This is a genomic window from Microvirga sp. HBU67558, from assembly GCF_018069605.1.
Lineage (GTDB): Bacteria > Pseudomonadota > Alphaproteobacteria > Rhizobiales > Beijerinckiaceae > Microvirga > Microvirga terrae.
This window is the reverse complement of the sequence record NZ_JAGPUP010000554.1, coordinates 72,478-92,686: the sequence shown is the minus strand read 5'-3', so window position 1 is coordinate 92,686 and position 20,209 is coordinate 72,478. Positions and strand designations below refer to the sequence as shown.

The following is a 20,209-nucleotide window of genomic DNA, read 5'->3' as shown; positions in this document are numbered from 1 at the left end:
CGAGCTTGGGACCACGCTTTCATCCCATTCGCATGGCTCAGTGTTGAGAATGCGCATCCTCGGCCTTACGTGTGGAATCGTTAAGGCTGGCAGTGAAGATCCTTTGAAGAGGTAGGCTATGAGGCGGGTCGTCGTCACCGGAATGGGCATCGTGTCGTCCATCGGCAACAACACGCAGGAGGTCCTCGCCTCCCTGCGTGAAGCGAAGTCCGGGATCAGCAAGGCCGAGGATTACACGAAATACGGCTTCCGCTGCCAGGTTCACGGGGCGCCCAGCCTCAACCCCGAGGAGATCGTCGACCGGCGCGCCATGCGCTTCCATGCCAGGGGCACGGCCTGGAACCACGTGGCCATGGACCAGGCGATCCGCGACGCCGGCCTCGAGGAGGGTGAGATCTCCAACGAGCGCACCGGCATCATCATGGGCTCGGGCGGTCCTTCCACCCGCATCATCATGGAAGCCGCCGACATCACCCGCGAGAAGGGCCCCAAGCGCATCGGCCCCTTCGCGGTCCCGAAGGCTATGTCGTCCACCGCGTCGGCCACGCTGGCGACCTGGTTCAAGATCAAGGGCGTGAACTATTCGATCTCATCCGCCTGCGCGACCTCGAACCACTGCGTCGGCAACGCCTACGAGATGATCCAGTACGGCAAGCAGGACGTGATGTTCGCCGGCGGCTGCGAGGATCTCGACTGGACCATGTCGAACCTCTTCGACGCCATGGGGGCCATGTCGACCAAGTACAACGACACCCCGTCCCGCGCCTCCCGGGCCTATGACGCCAACCGCGACGGCTTCGTTATCGCCGGCGGGGCGGGCGTGCTGGTGCTGGAGGAGCTCGAGCACGCCAAGGCGCGCGGCGCGCGAATCTACGGCGAGATCGTCGGCTACGGCATGACCTCGGACGGCTACGACATGGTGGCGCCGTCCGGCGAGGGCGCGATCCGCTGCATGCGCATGGCCCTTAAGGACGTCCACACCCCGGTCGACTACATCAACCCGCACGCCACCTCGACCCCCGTGGGCGACCAGAAGGAGATCGAGGCGATCCGCACCGTCTTCGGCACTGGCGACAAGTGCCCGCCGATCTCCGCGACGAAATCGCTCACCGGCCATTCGCTCGGCGCCACCGGCGTCCAGGAGGCGATCTACTCGCTTCTCATGATGAACAACCGCTTCATCTGCGAGAGCGCTCATATCGACGAGCTCGATCCGGAATTCGCCGACATGAACATCGTCCGCGAGCGGATCGACGACGCCAAGGTCGACACGGTCCTGTCGAACTCCTTCGGCTTCGGCGGCACCAATGCCACACTCGTCTTCAGCCGCTACAACGGGTAGCGCATCGTGCGGAAAAGTGGATCCGGTTTTCCGCGAAAGACAATGCGCTCTTCAATAGCGAGCATCGGGTGGATCCCAAAAGTGGATTCCACTTTTGGGTCCGATGCTCTACCGTCATAAACCTGAGACAGCTCCATGCGATGCCCCGACCGACCCAAGGGGACCTCGCATGGACACGCTGACTCATACCGACATTCCGGCTCGCGATGCACACTTTCATAACAATTGGCGTCGCACCATGGAGCCGATGCATAGGGGGACCCAAGTGACCGGTCTGATGCAAGGAAAGCGCGGCCTCATCATGGGCGTCGCCAACGACCATTCCATCGCCTGGGGCATCGCCAAGACCCTGGCCCAGCATGGGGCGGAGCTCGCCTTCACCTACCAGGGCGAGGCCCTGGGCAAGCGGGTCGCTCCCCTGGCGCAGTCGCTCGGCTCCAGCCTCGTCGTTCCCTGCGACGTGGAGGACATCGCCTCCGTCGATGCGGTGTTCGAGACCCTGGACCGGCAGTGGGAGAACCTCGACTTCGTCGTCCATGCGATCGGGTTCTCCGACAAGTCGCAGCTCAAGGGCTCCTATGTGGACGTCACCACCCGCGAGAACTTCTCGCGCACCATGGTGATCTCCTGCTTCTCCTTCACGGAAATCGCCCAGCGCGCCGCCAAGAGGATGAAGAACGGCGGATCGCTCCTGACCCTGACCTATGGCGGCTCCACCCGGGTCATGCCCAACTACAACGTCATGGGCGTGGCCAAGGCGGCCCTTGAAGCCTCCATGCGCTACATCGCGTCCGATCTCGGCCCCCAGGGCATCCGCTGCAACGCGATTTCGGCCGGTCCCGTGCGCACGCTTGCCGGCGCGGGCATCTCGGACGCCCGCCTCATGTTCACCTACCAGAAGGCCCACGCTCCCTTGCGCCGGACGGTAACCATCGAGGATATCGGCGGCTCGGCCCTGTACCTGCTCTCGGATCTCTCCAACGGCGTGACCGGCGAGATCCACTACGTGGATTCCGGCTACAACATCATCTCGATGCCGCGCCCCGAGGTGCTCAAGGCCCAGGATGCCGCGGGCGTGACCGGGGAAGAGGGCTGAGGCTCTCGAGCGCATCGTGCGGACCCAGAGGGCCGCGTCAGCGAAAAGTGGATCCGGTTTTCCGCCGCAAGCGATGCGCCCGCTAAGAGTGGAGCATCGCTTGTGGCGGAAGGGCTCCCGTTGGCCCTCCCGCCTCCGGCGCCCCTGCCCTCGGACGTCCTCTTAACCTTACCTGTAAAGCATCGGTCGAAACCGGCTCCTCCAGCCCGCTGGAGAGGACGGCTCGCGCCATTCGGCCTGATGGACAGGGCTCACAATATAGGCCAAGAATTTATTCGATATTTGCGGCATCCTGGTTGCCCTATGCATTGGAATGAAGACGTCGGACTCGCCTCGGCACTTGAGACATCTCGGGAAGATTTGCTCATGACGCAGAGGAATAACCCGAGCATCGACGATAATTTGTATCAATATGCCTTCGCCCTGAGCCGGCAGATTCCCTGGCTGGCGGATCGGGACGGGAAGGTCATTCAGGTCGGGCCCGGCTGGGCCGAGTGGATCGGCCTGCCGCCCGAGCAGCTGATCGACAATGGTTGGGTGAAGCTGGTCCACCCGGACGACCTGCCCCGCCTGCTGCAGTCCAGGCGCGAGAGTCTCGCCAGCGGATCGCCCTATCAATGCGAGTATCGGATCAGGACGGCCGACGGCACCTACCGCTGGTGCCGCTCCAGTTCGGCGGCCCAGCGCGACGACACCGGGGCGATCGCCTTCTGGTACGGCACCACGGAAGACATCCACAACCGGAAGGAGGCGGAGCTGGCCCTCCAGGGTCACGCCCGTGTACTGGAGATGGTTGCCGCCGGCCAGGCGCTCGGCGACATCCTGGCCGCACTCTGCCGGCTGGCGGAAGCGCAGCTTCCCGGCGCGAGATGCTCGGTCCTGCTTCACGATCCGGAGCATGGGCGGCTTCGGCATGGCGCCGCCCCCGGCCTGCCGGCCGTCTACAACGCCGCCGTCGACGGCTTGAGGATCGGTCCGGCGGCGGGATCCTGCGGAACGGCCGCTCACACCCGCAGCAGCGTCATCGTGACCGATATCGCGTCGGATCCCCTCTGGGCCCCCTGGCGCGAGCTCGCCCTGTCCCACCACCTCCGCGCCTGCTGGTCGAAGCCGATCGTCTCCCGATCCGGCGACGTGCTCGGCACGTTCGCCTCCTACTACGACGAGCCCCGCACCCCGACCTGCGACGAGATGGAGCGCATGGAAGCCGTGCTGCATCTGGCCGCGCTGGCCCTGGAGCGGCGGCGGGACGACGCGGCCCTGCGTGAAAGCGAGGAACATCACCGCCACTCCGTGGAGCTCAACCCTCAGATTTCCTGGACGGCCGACCCGCAGGGCCATCTCCTCGACGTCTCCTCGCGCTGGTGCGATCGCACCGGCATGGGCATGGGCGACGCGCTCGGATCCGGCTGGACCCGGTCGCTTCATCCGGACGACCTGCCCGTCACCCTGGATCGATGGTCCCGTTCCTTGGCGACGGGCCAGGACCTCGACGTGGATTATCGCCTGCGCATGGCGGACGGGACCTATCGCTGGTTCCGCTCCCGGGCGGCGGCGCGGCGCGCCGGGGACGGGGCCGTGATCCGCTGGTACGGGACGGTGGAGGACATCCACGACCGCAAGCTCACGGAGGAAACCCTCCGCTGGGCCGCCCACCACGACGATCTCACGGGCCTCGCAAACCGCAGGCTGTTCCGCGAGCGCCTGCAAGAGGCGCTCGACGGGACCTCCGGTTCGCCCCGGGCGACAGGCCTGCTGGTGATGGACCTCGACCACCTCAAGCAGATCAACGACCGGTTCGGTCACGATGCCGGGGACGCTCTCCTGAAGGAATTCTCCCAGCGCCTGCGCAGCGTCGCAGGCTCCGCGGACACGATCGCCCGACTGGGCGGCGACGAGTTCGCCGTCATCCTGCCCGAGATCGCCGGAGAGGGCGACGTGACCCGCGTGGCCGCGGCCATCCTGGCCCGCATGCAGGAGCCGCTGAAGCGGAATGGCAAGCTGCTGGACTGCCGCACCAGCATCGGAGGCGCGGTCTCGGTCGGCACCGGCATGAGCCCGGAAGAACTCCAGAAGCAGGCCGATCTGGCGCTCTACCGCAGCAAGACCTCCGGACGAGGCTCGTTCAGGATGTTCGTCGCGACCATGCGCGAGGAGTCGCAGCGGACCGCCTCGGCCCTCGACGTGGCGGCGCGGGCGGTGGCGTCGGACTGGATCGTGCCGTTCTATCAGCCGAAGGTGATGCTGGCCACGGGTGCGCTGAGCGGGTTCGAGGCGCTCCTGCGCTGGCATCATCCGGACAGTGGAATCCAGTCCCCGGAAAAGATCGCGGCCGCCTTCAACGACACCGAGCTCGGTACCGCCATCGGCGAGCGCATGCGCTCACGCATCTTCAGGGACATCCGCGGCTGGCTCGATTCGGGCCTCGACGTCGGCCGCATCGCCATCAACGTGTCGGCCGCCGAGTTCCGGCGTGACAACTATGCCGAGCGCGTGCTCGACGACCTGAGACGCATGGAGGTGCCGGCCCGCTGCCTCGAGGTGGAGGTGACCGAGAGCGTCTTTCTCGATTCCGGCGCCGAATACGTGGAGCGCGCCCTGCGCGCCCTGTGCGGGGAGGGTGTGACGATCGCGCTCGACGATTTCGGCACCGGCTACGCATCGCTGTCGCACCTCAAGCGCTTCCCGGTCGATGCGATCAAGATCGACCGGACCTTCGTGGGCGGCCTGGAGACCGATGCGGACGATGCCGCCATCGTCCGGGCGCTCCTGAGCCTCGGCCGCAATCTCGGCATCGAGGTGGTAGCCGAGGGCGTCGAGACCGCCTTCCAGGCCACCCTCCTGCAGCGCATGAGCTGCGATCTCGTGCAGGGCTATCATTTCGGCCGCCCCATGCCGGCCCGGAACGTGCCGTCCTTCGTCACCTCGTGGGCGGGGGTGTGAGGAGCGTCACGGGCGCCCCGCTTCACGTCCGCGCGAGAAAACGAACCTTGGCCTTGCCAGCGCCATGATCAACCGGCACGAGAGGCTCTCCCTACGTGAGTTCCGTTCATGATCCTGTCCCGCCGCGTCGTTCTCGCCGGCCTTGCCCTGTCCGGCACGAAAGCTCCCGCCCTCGCGCAAGCCGCCCCGGAGCCGCAGCTGATCCCGGTAGAGCTGATCGAAAACGCCCTGAGCCTGCCCTCGGCCGTGCGCCTCGGCCACCCGCATGGCGACGTGATCATGGTGGAGTATTTCGACTACAACTGCCCCTGGTGCAAACGCTCGGCGCAGGCGCTGCCCGATCTGCTCAAGGCCGAACCCGAGCTCTCCTACGTGCTGGTGAACTTCGCCGTGCTTAGCCCGCAATCGGTCGCCGCCACCCGGGCGGCCCTGGCCTATCTGCGGCTCTACGGACCCGAACGCTATCTGCCGCTGCATCTGGCCTTGTTCTCCTTGCGCGGCACGGTCGACGGACCGCGCGCATTGGCGGCGGCCGAGCGCCTCGGCGGCGACACGAAGCGCATGACGGAGCTTGCCGACAGCGAGACGACCACCGGCTGGATGAAGGACGCCTTCGCGACCGGCAACGATCTCGGGCTCGTCGCGACCCCGTCGTTCCTGATCGGCACGGAGGCCTATATCGGCGGCATGAGCCTGGAGCAGAAGCGCGACGCGATCGCCCGGGCGAGAGGGTAACGCACGATGCTTCCTCCATGTCACGTCATCACCAGCCTTGGGCCGGTGATCCCGATGGGTTGAAACGCCGCGCCTGTCCGTCTCGGGATGGCCGGCACAGGGCCGGCCATGACGGAGAGGTCGCACCGGGCTGCACCCCTCCTTCCCAACCGGCCGCAGGGAATGTTGCGGCCCGTGGGATGACCCGCTAAGCCCCGGGGCATGTCGCTCATCCGCTCCTCGCTCCTGGTCGGCCTCGGCTCCGTGGCCTCGCGCGTCCTCGGCTTCGTCCGGGACATGCTGTTCGCCCAGGCCCTGGGCGCCGGGCCCGTGGCGGATGCGTTCCTCGCAGCCTTCCGCCTGCCCAACCTCGTCCGCCGCACCGTCGGCGAGGGCGGGCTCAACGCGGCCCTGATCCCGGCCCTCGGGCGCCTGGAGCCGGACGAAGCCGCCGTCACGGCCGGCGACGTGCTGGGCGTGTTCGGGCTGGCGCTCGTCGGGCTCACGGCCCTCGTGGAGCTCGGCGCGGGCGCGCTGGCCCTCCTGCTCGCGCCGGGGCTGCACGACGATGGCGGAACCCTGGCCCTGGTGGCGCTCTATACCCGCCTGGCCTTCCCGATCGTGCCCTGCGCGGCGCTCGCGTCCATCGGGGCCGCCATCCTGAACCTGCACGCACGCTTCGTCGCGACGGCCCTCGCGCCGCTCGCCGTCAACGGCAGCCTGATCCTGACGCTCGTGGCCCTGGAGGCCGGTTCGTCCCTTCCGCTCTCGCAGAAGGCCGCCTGGCTCGCCGGGGCATCGAGCCTCGCGGGCCTGATCCAGCTCGCCCTCGTGGCGGCGGCCCTGCAGAGCGGCCGTGTCCGGCTCGTGCGCCTGCGCAGGCCGCGCTGGTCGCCGCTGCTGAAGAGCCTCCTGCTCGCCGGCTTTCCCGTGCTCGCGGCGAGCGGGGCCGTGCAGCTCTTCCTCCTGGCCGCCACCCAGATCGCCTCGTTCTGGCCCTCGGGCGTCTCCTGGCTCTACTACGCCGAGCGGGTCATGCAGCTGCCGCTCGGGCTGATGGCGGCCCTTGGGTCGAGCCTGCTCCTGCCGGAACTGGCCCGCCGCCATCGGGCCGGCGAGATCCAGGCCGTCGTGGCGGCGCAGAACCGGGCGATCGAAGTCTCCCTGATGCTCGCCCTGCCGGCGAGCGCCGCCCTGATCATCCTGGCCGGTCCTATGAGCCGCGTGCTGTTCGAGCGCGGCGCGTTCGGATCCTCCGACGCGGAGGGCACCGCCGTCGTGCTCATGGCCCTGAGCGTCGGCCTGCCCTTCGCCACCGCCGCCAAGGTGCTGAGCCAAACCCTGTTCGCCCGCGGCTCCCTGAAGGCCGCCGTCGCGGCGGCGGGCTTCGGCCTCGCCGTCACGGTCGTGGCCGCCCTGGCGCTCGCCTGGCCGTTCGGCCCGGCCGGGATCGCCCTGGGGGTCAGCATCGGCTGCCTGGGCCATGCGGCCGCCGTGGCCTTAGGCCTTCGCCAGTTCGGCCTCTGGTCGCCCGACCGGGCCCTGGCGGCGCGGGTGATGCGGATCGCCGTGGCGGTCGCCGCGATGGGCCTCGCGCTCGCGGCCGCCATGCGTGTCCTGCCGCAGATCGGCACCCTGTCCCTCACGGCGCTGTGCCTGGCAGGCCTCGCGGTCTACGGCCTTGCCGCCGTGGCGACCGGCGCCCTGACCCGCGACGACTGGGCCGCGCTCACGAAACAATCGTGAGAGCCGGAAAAATCACGAGAACCCGAAAAAATCACGAGAACCCTTGCATCGTGGCACGGCCCTGTCATAAGGCGCGCCTCGATGGAGCGATCGGAGGCGGAAGACCTTCGGACCGCTCCATGACAAACGGTCAGACCATATCTGGGGCGGTTGACTGTCAGGCCTGAAACCTGCACCTGCCCTCAGTCGGAGTTCAAGTCGATGGCGCAGTTCAAGGAGCTGGTGTTCTCGGGCGTTCAGCCCACCGGCAATCTCCATCTCGGGAATTACCTCGGCGCCATCAAGCGCTTCGTCGCCATGCAGGAGAACTTCGACTGCATCTATTGCGTCGTCGACATGCACGCGATCACCGTGCCGCAGAACCCGGCCGACCTCACCCGCCAGATCCGCGAGGTGACCGCCGCGTTCCTGGCCGCCGGCATCAACCCTGAGCGCCACATCGTGTTCAACCAGTCCCAGGTGCCGCAGCACGCGGAGCTCGCCTGGGTGTTCAACTGCGTGGCCCGCCTCGGCTGGCTCAACCGCATGACCCAGTTCAAGGACAAGGCGGGCAAGGACCGGGAGAACGCCTCGGTCGGCCTCTACGCCTATCCGGACCTGATGGCGGCCGACATCCTGGTCTACCGGGCCACCCACGTGCCGGTGGGCGAGGACCAGAAGCAGCATCTGGAACTGACCCGCGACATCGCCCAGAAGTTCAACAACGACTGGGCGGAATCGATTGCCGCGAACGGTTTCGGCGATGCCTTCTTCCCGCTGACCGAGCCGATGATCCAGGGTCCCGCCACCCGCGTCATGTCCCTGCGCGACGGCTCCAAGAAGATGTCGAAATCCGACCCGTCCGATTACTCGCGCATCAACCTGACCGACGATGCCGACACCATCGCCCAGAAGGTGCGCAAGGCGAAGACCGATCCCGAGCCTCTGCCGAGCGAGGTCGAGGGCCTGAAGGCCCGCCCCGAAGCCGAGAACCTCGTGGCGATCTATGCGGCCCTCATGGACACGACGCCGGACGAGGTGCTGCGCCAGCACGGCGGCTCGCAGTTCTCCGGCTTCAAGGCCGCCCTCGTGGACGTGGCGGTGACGAAGCTGTCGCCCGTGGCTGACGAGATGCGCCGCCTCATGGGCGATCCCGGCCATATCGATGCGGTGCTGGCGGACGGTTCGGCCCGGGCCCGGGCCATCGCGTCCGTGACCATGGACGCCGTCAAGGACATCGTCGGCTTCGTGCGCGCGCGCTGATGGTCGGGCTTGCTGCTGATGGTCGGGCTTGCTCTTGCCGTGACGGCAGGGCAGCATCGGTGCTGATGCAGGAGAGCTGGCAGTGAGCGGCAAACGTCGGTCCTACGAATCGGGCCACCGCCCGAAATTCATGGTGGTGGTCGACCAGACTCCGGAATGCGCCCGGGCGGTCCATTTCGCCTCGCGGCGAACGGCCCGCACCGGCGCCAGCATGATCATGCTGGCCGTCGTGGATCCGCCCGACAATTTCGAATGGCTCGGCGTCGGCGAGGCGATGATCGAGGAGGCGAGCGAGGAGGCGCAGAAATGGCTCGATGCCGCCGCCCGCGAGGCCCGCAGCGCCGCCGGCGTCGATCCCGAGCAGGTGATCCGGGTCGGCGTTCGGGCCGACGAGATCATGAAGCTCATCAACGAGGATGAGGACATCTCCTTCCTGGTGCTGGCCGCGGGCAGCGCCAAGGAGGGGCCGGGCCCCCTGGTCTCGACTCTTGCCGGCCGCTCGGCGGCCTCCTTTCCGGTTCCGATCGTGATCGTGCCCGGCAGCTTGACCGATGAGGAGATCGACGCGCTGGCGGGCTGACCTTCGCCCGCTGCCGCGCGCGGCCGGATCCTGCAGCCCGGACATGCCGCTCGGACACCCATTCCCCCTTGGAATCCACCGCGATCCATTCCACATTGGAAGTGGAACCTGTTAGAACGATTCTAACACCCCTACTCGGCCGGCCTTGAACCGGCGCAGAGGACGAAAGAAGCGATGTTCATCCAGACCGAAGCGACCCCCAATCCCGCCACCCTGAAGTTCCTGCCCGGCCGCGTCGTGATGCCGGAAGGCACGTTCGAGGCGAAGACGCCCGAGCAGGGCGAGATCTCGCCCCTCGCCGAGCGGCTCTTTTCCGTCCCGGGCGTGACCGGCGTGTTCTTCGGCTATGACTTCGTCACCGTCACAAAGGCGGACGGCGAGTGGCAGCACCTGAAGCCGGCGATCCTCGGTGCGATCATGGAGCATTTCATGACCGGCGCGCCGCTCTTCGCCAACGGCTATGGCGCCACGGACGAGGACGGCGAGGAATTCTTCGACGATGCCGATGCGGCCACGGTCGAGACCATCAAGGAGCTGCTCGAAACCCGCATCCGCCCGGCGGTGGCGGGCGACGGCGGCGACATCACCTTCCGCGGCTTCAAGGACGGCACCGTGTACCTCGTCATGAAGGGCGCCTGCTCGGGCTGCCCGTCCTCGACCGCCACCCTGCGCCACGGCATCCAGAACCTGCTGCGCCACTTCCTGCCGGACGTGCGCGAGGTGCAGGCCGTCTGATCGGACCTTCGGAATTCAGCTCTCGAAGCGCGGCTGCCCTGGCCGCGCTTTTTCTTTGAAGCCTCCCGTTGCCCGCCCTGCCCGATTCCGCTCTCGACCGGCTCTTCCGCCACGCCCGCACCCATCGCTGGTGGCAGGACCGTTCGATCCCGGACGAGACCCTGCGTGCGGTCGCCGATCTCGCGAAGCTCGGCCCGACGAGCGCCAATTCCTCGCCCGGCCGCTCCGTCTTCGAGGAGTTCTGCGCCATCGCGTGATGCGCAACGGCGATAAACTGGCAAGAAACCGGGTTCCCTCCTCTCCGACTCATGCTCTAAAGCATCGGACCCAAAAGTGGACTTGCACTTTTGGGATGAATCCGATGCTTTCTTCTTGAACGAGAGCATCGGTCAACACGGAAAACCGGATCCACTTTTCCGTCCGATGCTCTAAAGAATGGCGCAGACCTGACGGAGACGAAAGTTGCGCGTCCTTGCTATCGATACCGCCCTCGGCGCCTGCTCGGCCTGCATCGTGGAAGCCGGGCAACTCGTGCCGCTGGCCGCCGAGACCATCCCCATGGACCGCGGCCATGCCGAGGCCCTGATGCCGCTGCTCGACCGGCTCTCGGCCCAGGTCGAGGGCGGCTTCGAAAGCTTGGACCGGGTCGCCGTCACGGTCGGGCCCGGCAGCTATACGGGCCTTCGGGTCGGCATCGCGGCCGCCCGCGGCATCGGCCTGGCGGCCGGCATTCCCGCCGTGGGGGTCGCGACCCTGTCGGCCTTCCTGGCGCCCCTGATGGTGGGCGACCGGCGCGGGCTCTTCACCGCGGCGATCGACGCCAAGCACGGCCACATCTACATCCAGGCGATCGCCCCGGGCGGGCGTACGATCATCCCGCCGGGCCTCATGACCTACCGCGATGCGATCCGGCTGCTCGGATCCGGCCCGATCCTGGTCGCCGGTTCCGCATCGGCCATGCTGGCGGCCGAAGCCCGCGCCCAGGGAGTCGAGGCGCATATCAACGACATCGCGGGCTTTCCCGACATCGCCTGGGTGGCCCGCCTCGGCGCGCTGGCCGACCCGAACCAGGCCCTGCCCAAGCCCCTCTACCTGCGCGAGCCCGACGCCAAGCCGCAGGACGGGGCCCGTATCGCGAGACAGTGAGAATTCTCGCGATGAGCATTCTCGACCGCTTCATCCATCCACCGGCCCCGCGCATCGAACCCGTCGGGACCGAGGCGGCCGCCCGTCTGGCGGCGATCCACGCCTCGGCCTTCGCCCGCGGCTGGAGCACGCTCGATTTCGAGCGCCTGCTCGGTGAGCGCGGAGTCGTGGCGGACGGCCTCTTCCTCGGGCGCACGGCCAAACCGGTGGGCTTCACCCTGTCGCGGATCGTGCTCGACGAGGCGGAGATCATCACGGTGGCGATCGCCGCGGAGGCGCGCGGCAAGGGCCACGCCCGCCCGCTCCTCTCCCGCCACCTCGACGAGCTCGCGCGCCGGGGCGTGGCCCGCGTGCATCTGGAGGTCGAGGACGGCAACGCGCCGGCCCTGGCCGCCTACCGTCGCCTGGGCTTTCGAGACATCGGACGGCGGGACGGCTATTATCAGAAGGCCGATGGAACGAGGGTGGCCGCGCTCACCATGGCCCTGGACCTATAGCCCGCTTCGCGTCCCTCGCTTATAAGCCTCCGCAAGGAGTCACTCGAGCCTTGGTCACACGCAACAGCACATCCGCCAAAACGCGCCGGTCGGACGCCATCGAGCGTGCCTGCCGCGACAAGGGCCTGCGGATGACCGGCCAGCGCCGGATCATCGCGCAGATCCTCGATTCGGCCGCCGACCACCCGGACGTGGTGGAGCTGCACCGGCGCGCCGCCGAGGTGGACGACCGCATCTCCCTGTCCACGGTCTACCGTACGGTGAAACTCTTCGAGACGGAGGGCATTCTCGAGCGGCTCGATTTCCGCGACGGACGCTCGCGCTACGAGCAGGCCGCGCGGGAGCACCACGATCACCTCATCAATCTCGAGACCGGCGACGTGATCGAGTTCCGCTCGGAGGAGATCGAGGCGCTGCAGAACGAGATCGCCAAGCGGCTCGGCTACAGGGTCGTCTATCACCGGCTCGAGCTCTATGCGGTGCCGCTCGACAAGGACGATGCGTGACGAAACCCGGCGTCGTCTTCAGGCTCCTGCTGCTCGGCCTGTGCAGCCTCGTGCTCGTACCCTGGCAGATGCTGGCTCTGCGCTTCGGATGGTCGTCGATGCTGCACCGGCTGCCGGTGTGGTTTCACCGGGCACTGTTGAAGATCTTCAACGTGCGCGTCATCGAGCGGGGAACGCCGCCGACCGATGCGCCGACCATCGTCCTGTCGAACCACGTCTCCTGGCTCGACATTCCAGTGATCGGATCGCTCCATCCCCTCTCCTTCATCGCCAAATCCGAGATCGAAGGCTGGCCCGTGGTCGGCCTGTTCGCGCGGCTTCAGCGCTCGGTCTTCATCGACCGCCAGCGCCGCAAGGCCACCGCCGAGGTGAACGACGCGCTCGCCCACCGCCTGGTGAAGGGCGAGGTGATCGTCCTGTTCGCGGAGGGCACCACGAGCGACGGCAACCGTCTCCTGCCCTTCCGCTCGTCCCTGGTGGGCGCCGCCCAGACGGCCCTCATGCACGACAGCGTCGAGCGGGTGTTCCTCCAGCCGCTCGCCATCGCCTATACCGGCCGCAACGGCCTGCCGGTGACCCGGCGCGAGCGCCCGTTCATCGCCTGGTACGGCGACATGGATCTCGCGCCCCACCTCAAGCTGTTCGTCCAGGGCGTCCCGCTCGACGTGGTGGTCACCTGGGGCGAGCCGATCCCGTTCAACGGCAACCGCAAGCAGGCGACCGCCTCCGCCGAGGCCGAGGTACGCCGTGCCTTGAAGGGGCTTGAGGCCGTTCACCCCCGCGTCGCCTCCACGCCGGACGCTTTCGCCTCCTCCATCAGCCAGGCCCGGAAGGCCGCCAGAGCCGGACGGTCGGCGGTGGCCTCGGGGCAGACCACGTAATATTGGTAGGCCCCCTTCACCTGCTGCGGGAAGGGCTGAACCAGGCGCCCGGCCTGCAGATAGTCGCCGATCAGCACGTTGGTGGCGAGGGCCACACCCTGACCGGACGCGGCGGCCTGCAGGCAGAGATAGGTGTGGGTGAAGCGCGGGCCGCGGGAGGTGTCGACGCCCGTGACGCCGAGAGCCGCGAGCCAACGGTCCCAGGTGGTGTAGTCCGGCACCGCTCCGACGGCCTCGTGAATGAGGGTATGACGGCGCAGGTCCGCGGGCTCCCGCAAGGGCCGCTCCGGATCGCCCAGAAGGCCCGCGCTGCACACCGCGAAGAAATATTCGTCCATCAGCAGGTCGGTGCGCAGGCCCGGATAGGCGCCTTGGCCGAAGCGGATCGCGATATCCACGTCCTCCCGGGCAAAATCGGTGAGCTGCATCGAGACCGAGACCCGGACGTCGAAATCCGGATACCGAGCCTGGAAGGATCCGAGCCGGGGGATGAGCCAGTTCGACGCGAGGCTCGGCATCGCGCTGACCGTGATGACATGGGAGGCTTCCGGGCGCAGGGCCTGGGCGGTGGCATGGTCGAGCCGATCGAGGATGTCCGACAGGGAAGTGGCATAGGCCTCGCCCAGGGGTGTCAGCGCCACGCCGCGGCTCGGATGACGGACGAAGAGGGGACGCCCGAGCCACGCTTCGAGCGCCTTCACCTGCTGGCCCACGGCGCTCGCCGTCACGGCGATCTCGTCGCCCGCCTTCTCGAAATTCAGGTGGCGGGACGCAGCCTCGAAGGCGCGCAGGGCGTTCAGGGGTGGCAGGCGTCGGCGGGACATGGCGGATCCAGGGATTTTGCCCAAGTTTTGCTTGGGCGACGCGCAAGAAGTTCTCGTTTGCCTATAACCTATCATGGGAGCACATTTCTCTTCAATGCAACGCCATTGAAGGAGACCCGCCATGGCGATCGGACATGCCACAGTAAATCTTGGGTTTCACAGCCTTGGCCGTGAGCACAAGGGTGCCCTGCTTCAGCTTCTGCTCAAGGTTGAGGCCTGGCTCGACGCACGCAGGAACTCCAGGGTCCTGTACCGGATGGACGACCGGGAGCTTGCCGATATCGGGTTGTCGCGGGCCGATGTGGAAGGCTTGAATGTCGATCGCTGGCAGGATCACCTGCCGGCCGCGTTCAGCCGATGACATCCCGAAAGGCACCCCGATGAAGATCTATTCCGGCCCCGTGAGCCTCTTCTCCCGCAAGGTCGAGATCGCTCTTCACGAGAAGGGGCTCGCGTTCGAGCAGATCCTGGTGCCGTTCACGCAGACCGCCGGCTACAGCCCGAAGAATCCGCACGTCCTCGCGGTCAATCCCAAGGGACAGGTCCCGGTGTTCGTGGACGGGGATCTGTCCCTCTACGATTCGACGGTGATCCTCGAATACCTGGAGGACGCCCACCCGGATCCGGCACTCTATCCGGCGTCTCCGGCAGAACGGGCCCGGTGCCGGCTCTTCGACGTGTTCGGCGACGAGGTCATGCTGGCCCCGTTGCGCTTCCTGATGCACCGGACCGAGCCGAAACCCGACGATCTCGAGCGCTGGAACGCCAAGGAAGCGAAGGCCCGGGAGGCCGAGGCGGCCCTGGCCGGCCATTTCGCCGAAATCGACCGGGCGCTCCAGGGCCGGGACTATCTCTGCGACGCCTTTTCGGCCGCCGACATCGCGGTGTTCATGCCCGTCTTCTGGACCCGCCGCCTCGGCGGCCCGTCCCTGAAGGGTCACGAGGCCCTGGCCGGCTGGTATGGACGGCTCGGCGCCCGCCCGGCCTTCGCGAAGGTCGTGTCCGAGATCCTGGCCGCCGATGCCGCATTGTCGGCCCCGGTCGAGGGCGCCTTCGGCGATTGAGGGAGACAGGCGGCCCTCAATCTCCTGCCGGTCAGGCCGCCGGAAGTCCGGCCGGCCGTAACCGTCCCGCACGGACCAGGACGAGCGCCGTGACCAGGAAGAGAGCGGCCACCCAGCCGAGATCACCCACGGTCGCATAGCGCAGCACCAGCCCCCCGATGAACGAGCCGAGCGCCACGCCGAAATACAGGGCCGAGCCGTTGAGCGAGAGGGCCAGCGGGGCGCTGCCCGGCGCGATCGCCAGGATCCGGCTCGCCTGGGCGGGCGGAAAGGACCACGACATGACGCCCCAGGGAAAGAGGGCGCCGAGGAAGGCCGGCCCCGCCCACCCGTCCGGCAAATGCCCGAGGAGCGTGAAGAACAGCATCATGCCCGTGTTGAGAACGATGGCGATCGTCACCATGCGCTGCGCGCCCCAGCGGTCGGCCATCTGCCCGCCGAGATAGTTCCCCAGGGCGGCGCCGCTGCCATAGACCAGCAGCACGGTGGGCAGCAGGGACCGGACGAGCCCGGCGGCCTGCAGGGTCATGGGTGCGATATAGGTGAAGATCATGAAGCCCGCCGTCATGTAGAGCAGCGTCGTCGCCAGGGCGGTACGGATTCCGGGCTGCGACAGGACCGCGAACCGGCTCCGGAGCGACATCCTCGTGCCGCGCAATCCGCCCGGCAGCATGAGGCGGATCGCCAGGGCGGCGATCACCCCGGCCAGGGCGATGCTCGCATAGGTGCCCCGCCAGCCGGCCCAGCCGGCGACGAACGCGCCCAGAGGCGCCCCGAACGCCACGGCGAGGGATGTTCCGCCGACCACGATGGCGATCGCCCGCGCCCGATGGTCGGCGTGGGAGATCGCGACCGCGGTCGCCTGGGCGGTCGCGGCGTAGAGCCCGGCCGCGCAGGCGATCACGATCCGGGCGACGAGGAGAACCGCATAGGTATGGGCGAAGGCGGCGCTCAGGGCGCCGGCGGCGAAGACCACGGCGCTCGCCGTGAGGATCGTGCGCCGGTCCCGGTCGGCGGTGAGCGCCGTCAGGACCGGCGAGGCGGTCGCATAGACCAGCGCGAAGGCTACCACGAGATATCCGGCTTCGATCAGGGTCACGCCGGTATCTTCGGAGATCTGCGGGAGGAGCGACGCGATGACGAATCCCTCCGCCCCGATGGCGAAGGTGCCGAGAGCCAGCCAGAAGAGGCGCTTGTTCATGGTCCACCCGGTTTGTTCAACGATTATTGAACAATTGAACCTTTGATCTCCACGTGTCAAGGACTAGTTCAAGAGATGTTGAACTACGAGCAAAAACCCTTATGTTGAACCGCATGACGTCCCTTCCCCATCCCCATGCCGATCAGATCGAGCTGGCCCACGTCCTGTCGGCCCTCGGCGACGAGACGCGTCTCGCCATCATCGGGCTTCTGGCCCATGGCGAGCAGGATGCGATGACCTGCAGCCAGTTCCTGCATCTCGGCTCCAAGACGGGGTTGAGCTATCATCTGGCCAAGCTGCGCGAAGCCGGGCTCGTCAGGGTCCGGCCCGAGGGCACGAAGCGCATGATCAGCCTGCGGCGGGCCGACCTCGACTATCGCTTCCCGGGCTTCCTCGACTCGATCATCGCTTGCCAGGCCGGTCGGCCCAAGCCGGGACCGGAGGCTTAACGGGAGGGCCGCAATCGGTGTTGTCTCTGTCACAGCGGCAACTCTCTTCTCTTGCCGGCCCAAAGCGCTTAAAGACGGGGCTCCACCCTTTCACCACAGGCCGACCTCGTGAAAAAAGTCTTCGTCAAATCCTATGGCTGCCAGATGAACGTCTATGACGCCGAGCGCATGGCCGACATGCTGACCTCCGAGGGCTACAGCGAAACCGCCGCCATGGAAGAGGCGGACCTCGTCATCCTCAACACCTGCCACATCCGCGAAAAGGCCGCCGAGAAGGTCTATTCCGAGCTCGGCCGCGTGCGCGAGATGAAGAAGGAGCGGGAGGCGCTCGGCCAGGAGACCAAGATCGTGGTGGCCGGCTGCGTGGCTCAGGCCGAGGGCCAGGAGATCCTGCGCCGCGCGCCTGCCGTCGACGTGGTGGTGGGTCCGCAGAACTATCACAACCTGCCGCGGCTTTTGAAGAAGCCGCGGTCCGAGCGCGTGGTCGACACGGAATTCCCGATCGAGGACAAGTTCGACCACCTGCCCAAGCCGTCGAGGGCGGCGATCCGGAACCGGGGCGTGTCGGCGTTCCTCACCATCCAGGAGGGCTGCGACAAGTTCTGCACCTTCTGCGTGGTGCCCTATACCCGTGGGACGGAGGTGTCGCGGCCGGTGGCCAAGATCCTGGACGAGGCCCTGCGGCTGGCCGATGCGGGCGTGCGCGAGCTCACGCTGATCGGGCAGAACGTGAACGCCTATCACGGCGAGGGCCCGGACGGCTCCGTCTGGTCGCTCGGCCGCCTGCTGCACCGTCTGGCCGAGGTGCCGGGAATCGCACGCCTGCGCTACACCACGAGCCATCCGCGCGACATGGACGACGAGCTGATCGCCGCCCATCGCGACCTTTCCGCCGTGATGCCCTACCTGCACCTGCCGGTGCAGTCCGGCTCCGACCGCATCCTCGACGCGATGAACCGCCGGCACACCGGCGACGAGTACCGCCGCCTGATCGCGCGCATCCGCGAGGCGCAGCCCGAACTCGCCCTCTCGTCCGACTTCATCGTCGGCTTCCCGGGCGAGACGGATGCGGAGTTCGAGGAGACCATGCGGCTCGTGGCGGATGTGGGCTTCGCCAGCTCCTTCTCGTTCAAGTACAGCCCCCGCCCCGGCACGCCGGCGGCCGAAATCGACGCGCAGGTTCCCGAGCCCGTGAAGGCCGAGCGTCTGGCGCGGCTGCAGAATCTGCTGGAAATGCAGCGACAGGCCTTCAACCACGGAACCGTAGGCCAGACCCTCGACGTTCTCTTGGAGAAGCCGGGTCGTCATCCGGGCCAGATGGCGGGCAAGTCGCCCTATCTGCAGGCCGTGCAGATCGAGACCGACCGTCACGCCGTCGGAGAGATCGTGACGGTGCGGATCACGCGGGCCGGCTCGAACAGCCTGTTCGGGGACTGGGTCGGTCCCGGCAGCCAGGCCGCCGCCTAGAGTATCGGCCCCAAGAGTGGACCCACTTGTGGGATCGGATCCGATGCTTCTTATCTTGGCTGGCGCATCGTTCTGCGCGGAAAACCAGGGCCACTTTTCGCTAGCGCGGCCCGCTGGGCCCGCACGATGCGCTAGTCTCCGGCCGCGTGAGACCCCATATTCGTTCGCCGCACGTCTTGCAGCGAAACTTCAGAGGAGAGGCATTTGAGCCCAGCGGACAATGTGACCGCACGAGCCCAAAAGGGGCGGAACGCCAGCAGCTTGCATCCCGGCGTCGTCGAAGAGGCCGAGATCGTCCTCACCTTCGACGACAATCGCCTCGCCAGCCTCGTTTTCGGACAATACGACCAGAACCTCGCCCATCTGGAGCGGCGCCTGAACGTGACCGCCATCGCCAACGGCAACCGGGTCACCGTGAAGGGCACGCCGGAAGCCTCCGAGATGGCCCGCCGGGTCCTGGAAGGGCTCTACGAGCGCGCCCGCCAGGGCGGAGCGCTCGGGCCCGGCGACGTGGATGGTGCCGTTGAGGAAAGCACGCTGCAGGGCAGCCTCTTCCCGGCCGCCGAGGAGCCGCCGGTCCCGGGGCTCACGGCCTTCGACCAGATCTCCACGCGCCGGCGCGGACCGGTCCGCGCCCGCAACGCCTCCCAGAACACCTATATCAAGGCGCTCAAGACGAACGAGCTCGTCTTCGCCGAAGGCCCGGCCGGCACCGGCAAGACCTGGCTGGCCGTCGGGTATGCGGTGTCGCTGCTCGAAGCCGGTCAGGTCGACCGCCTGATCATCTCCCGCCCGGCCGTCGAGGCCGGCGAGCGGCTCGGCTTCCTGCCCGGAGACATGCGCGAGAAAGTCGATCCCTATCTCCGGCCGATCTACGACGCCCTCTACGATTTCATGGAGGCCCGGCACGTGGACCGGGGCCTGCAGACCGGCATGATCGAGATCGCCCCCTTGGCCTTCATGCGCGGGCGCACCCTCACCAACGCCCTGGTGCTGCTCGACGAGGCGCAGAACACCACGTCGATGCAGATGAAGATGTTCCTGACCCGCCTCGGCGAGGGCTCGCGGATGATCATCACGGGCGACCCGACCCAGATCGACCTGCCGCCGGGTCAGAAATCCGGCTTGGTCGAGGCGGTGCGCATCCTGAACGGCGTCGAGGGGATCGCCCGCGTCACCTTCAAGGAGGCCGACGTGGTGCGCCATGACCTGGTACGCCGCATCGTGACGGCCTACGACAAGGCCGCCCGCGAGGCGCCGCCGGAGCCGCCGCGCCCGGATTACCGGGACCGCCGGCCGTGATCACCCTCGACATCATGATCGAGGCGGGAGATTGGGACCGCCTCGCGGACGCGGAGGCCCTCGCCCAGAAGGCCGCGGAGGCCGCCCTCGCGGTGACCTATGAAGCGGATGGCGCATTCGAGGCGAGCGTCATGCTCGCCGACGATGCCCAGATCCGGGACCTGAACCGCACCTGGCGGGGCAAGGACAAGCCTACCAACGTGCTCTCTTTCCCGGCGCCCGAGCAGCCGGGCGCCACAGGCCCTCGCCATTTGGGCGATATTGCTCTAGCCTACGAGACGCTGGTGCGCGAATCCGAGGAGGAATCCAAGGAGCTCGCGCATCATTTTGCCCATTTGATCGTCCATGGAGTACTGCATCTCCTCGGCTACGACCACGAGGTCGAGGCGGAGGCGGAGATCATGGAAGCTCTTGAGGTCAAGGCGCTCGCCACCCTCGGCATCGCCGATCCCTATCGCGACATGGCAGCATGAA

At 67.5% G+C, this 20,209-nt stretch carries 21 protein-coding genes; 19 read left to right on the top strand and 2 right to left on the bottom strand.

Annotated features, from left to right (window positions below; genetic code table 11):
* Positions 1 to 118: 118 nt before the first annotated feature.
* From fabB to KBI52_RS25980, 13 genes are all read left to right on the top strand, one after another.
* A complete protein-coding gene (fabB, locus tag KBI52_RS26040) occupies positions 119 to 1,342 on the top strand; it encodes a beta-ketoacyl-ACP synthase I (RefSeq protein ID WP_173948789.1) in 1,224 nt (407 codons plus the stop codon).
* Between the two features lie 265 nt (positions 1,343 to 1,607).
* Positions 1,608 to 2,438, top strand: coding sequence for an enoyl-ACP reductase FabI (gene fabI / locus KBI52_RS26035; protein WP_285892601.1), 831 nt, complete (start codon positions 1,608 to 1,610; stop codon positions 2,436 to 2,438).
* A 366-nt stretch (positions 2,439 to 2,804) separates the two neighbouring features.
* Positions 2,805 to 5,381: an EAL domain-containing protein gene (locus KBI52_RS26030; protein ID WP_210812222.1), complete on the top strand. Its 2,577-nt coding sequence runs from the start codon at positions 2,805 to 2,807 to the stop codon at positions 5,379 to 5,381.
* Between the two features lie 108 nt (positions 5,382 to 5,489).
* The gene (locus KBI52_RS26025) at positions 5,490 to 6,116 is read left to right on the top strand and encodes a thioredoxin domain-containing protein (RefSeq protein WP_173948787.1); all 627 of its coding nucleotides are present in this window, start codon (positions 5,490 to 5,492) and stop codon (positions 6,114 to 6,116) included.
* A gap of 201 nt (positions 6,117 to 6,317) precedes the next feature.
* Positions 6,318 to 7,841: a murein biosynthesis integral membrane protein MurJ gene (gene murJ, locus KBI52_RS26020; RefSeq protein ID WP_210812221.1), complete on the top strand. Its 1,524-nt coding sequence runs from the start codon at positions 6,318 to 6,320 to the stop codon at positions 7,839 to 7,841.
* A gap of 201 nt (positions 7,842 to 8,042) precedes the next feature.
* Positions 8,043 to 9,083, top strand: coding sequence for a tryptophan--tRNA ligase (trpS, locus tag KBI52_RS26015; protein WP_173948785.1), 1,041 nt, complete (start codon positions 8,043 to 8,045; stop codon positions 9,081 to 9,083).
* Positions 9,084 to 9,165: 82 nt separating this feature from the next.
* Complete coding sequence (locus KBI52_RS26010; protein ID WP_173948784.1) at positions 9,166 to 9,663, top strand: universal stress protein; 498 nt, start codon at positions 9,166 to 9,168, stop codon at positions 9,661 to 9,663.
* Positions 9,664 to 9,837: 174 nt separating this feature from the next.
* The gene (locus KBI52_RS26005; protein ID WP_173948783.1) at positions 9,838 to 10,398 is read left to right on the top strand and encodes a NifU family protein; all 561 of its coding nucleotides are present in this window, start codon (positions 9,838 to 9,840) and stop codon (positions 10,396 to 10,398) included.
* A gap of 68 nt (positions 10,399 to 10,466) precedes the next feature.
* On the top strand, positions 10,467 to 10,655 hold the full coding sequence (locus KBI52_RS26000) for a hypothetical protein (RefSeq protein WP_210812220.1): 189 nt from the start codon (positions 10,467 to 10,469) through the stop codon (positions 10,653 to 10,655).
* A gap of 205 nt (positions 10,656 to 10,860) precedes the next feature.
* Positions 10,861 to 11,544, top strand: coding sequence for a tRNA (adenosine(37)-N6)-threonylcarbamoyltransferase complex dimerization subunit type 1 TsaB (gene tsaB, locus KBI52_RS25995; protein WP_210812219.1), 684 nt, complete (start codon positions 10,861 to 10,863; stop codon positions 11,542 to 11,544).
* Between the two features lie 11 nt (positions 11,545 to 11,555).
* Positions 11,556 to 12,041, top strand: a complete 486-nt coding sequence (locus KBI52_RS25990) for a GNAT family N-acetyltransferase (RefSeq protein WP_173948780.1) — start codon at positions 11,556 to 11,558, stop codon at positions 12,039 to 12,041.
* A gap of 50 nt (positions 12,042 to 12,091) precedes the next feature.
* The gene (locus KBI52_RS25985) at positions 12,092 to 12,547 is read left to right on the top strand and encodes a Fur family transcriptional regulator (RefSeq protein ID WP_210272225.1); all 456 of its coding nucleotides are present in this window, start codon (positions 12,092 to 12,094) and stop codon (positions 12,545 to 12,547) included.
* Positions 12,544 to 13,428, top strand: a complete 885-nt coding sequence (locus KBI52_RS25980; protein WP_210812218.1) for a 1-acyl-sn-glycerol-3-phosphate acyltransferase — start codon at positions 12,544 to 12,546, stop codon at positions 13,426 to 13,428. Before KBI52_RS25985 ends, KBI52_RS25980 begins: the two co-directional genes overlap by 4 nt.
* Here KBI52_RS25980 and gcvA read toward each other — a convergent pair.
* Complete coding sequence (gene gcvA, locus KBI52_RS25975) at positions 13,320 to 14,252, bottom strand: transcriptional regulator GcvA (RefSeq protein ID WP_173948778.1); 933 nt, start codon at positions 14,250 to 14,252, stop codon at positions 13,320 to 13,322. The genes KBI52_RS25980 and gcvA overlap by 109 nt on opposite strands.
* A gap of 121 nt (positions 14,253 to 14,373) precedes the next feature.
* On the opposite strand from gcvA, the gene KBI52_RS25970 reads away from it, so the two are divergent.
* On the top strand, positions 14,374 to 14,613 hold the full coding sequence (locus KBI52_RS25970; protein WP_173948777.1) for a DUF1127 domain-containing protein: 240 nt from the start codon (positions 14,374 to 14,376) through the stop codon (positions 14,611 to 14,613).
* A 19-nt stretch (positions 14,614 to 14,632) separates the two neighbouring features.
* Positions 14,633 to 15,316, top strand: a complete 684-nt coding sequence (locus KBI52_RS25965; protein WP_173948776.1) for a glutathione S-transferase family protein — start codon at positions 14,633 to 14,635, stop codon at positions 15,314 to 15,316.
* 31 nt (positions 15,317 to 15,347) lie between these two features.
* Here the strand turns inward: KBI52_RS25965 and KBI52_RS25960 are convergent, their stop codons facing one another.
* Entirely contained in the window at positions 15,348 to 16,517 is a 1,170-nt protein-coding gene (locus tag KBI52_RS25960) for an MFS transporter (protein ID WP_173948775.1), read from the bottom strand.
* A gap of 113 nt (positions 16,518 to 16,630) precedes the next feature.
* Here KBI52_RS25960 and KBI52_RS25955 point away from each other — a divergent pair, with 113 nt between their 5' ends.
* The 4 genes from KBI52_RS25955 to ybeY all read left to right on the top strand — a co-directional run bounded on the left by KBI52_RS25955 (position 16,631) and on the right by ybeY (position 20,208).
* Positions 16,631 to 16,966: a helix-turn-helix transcriptional regulator gene (locus KBI52_RS25955; protein ID WP_210812217.1), complete on the top strand. Its 336-nt coding sequence runs from the start codon at positions 16,631 to 16,633 to the stop codon at positions 16,964 to 16,966.
* Positions 16,967 to 17,074: 108 nt separating this feature from the next.
* A complete protein-coding gene (miaB, locus tag KBI52_RS25950; RefSeq protein ID WP_210812216.1) occupies positions 17,075 to 18,433 on the top strand; it encodes a tRNA (N6-isopentenyl adenosine(37)-C2)-methylthiotransferase MiaB in 1,359 nt (452 codons plus the stop codon).
* A gap of 204 nt (positions 18,434 to 18,637) precedes the next feature.
* Positions 18,638 to 19,735 (top strand): PhoH family protein, encoded by a 1,098-nt coding sequence (locus KBI52_RS25945; RefSeq protein ID WP_371823213.1) that lies wholly within the window; start codon positions 18,638 to 18,640, stop codon positions 19,733 to 19,735.
* A gap of 14 nt (positions 19,736 to 19,749) precedes the next feature.
* Positions 19,750 to 20,208, top strand: coding sequence for an rRNA maturation RNase YbeY (gene ybeY, locus KBI52_RS25940; RefSeq protein ID WP_173948801.1), 459 nt, complete (start codon positions 19,750 to 19,752; stop codon positions 20,206 to 20,208).
* The last annotated feature ends 1 nt before the right edge of the window (position 20,209 follow it).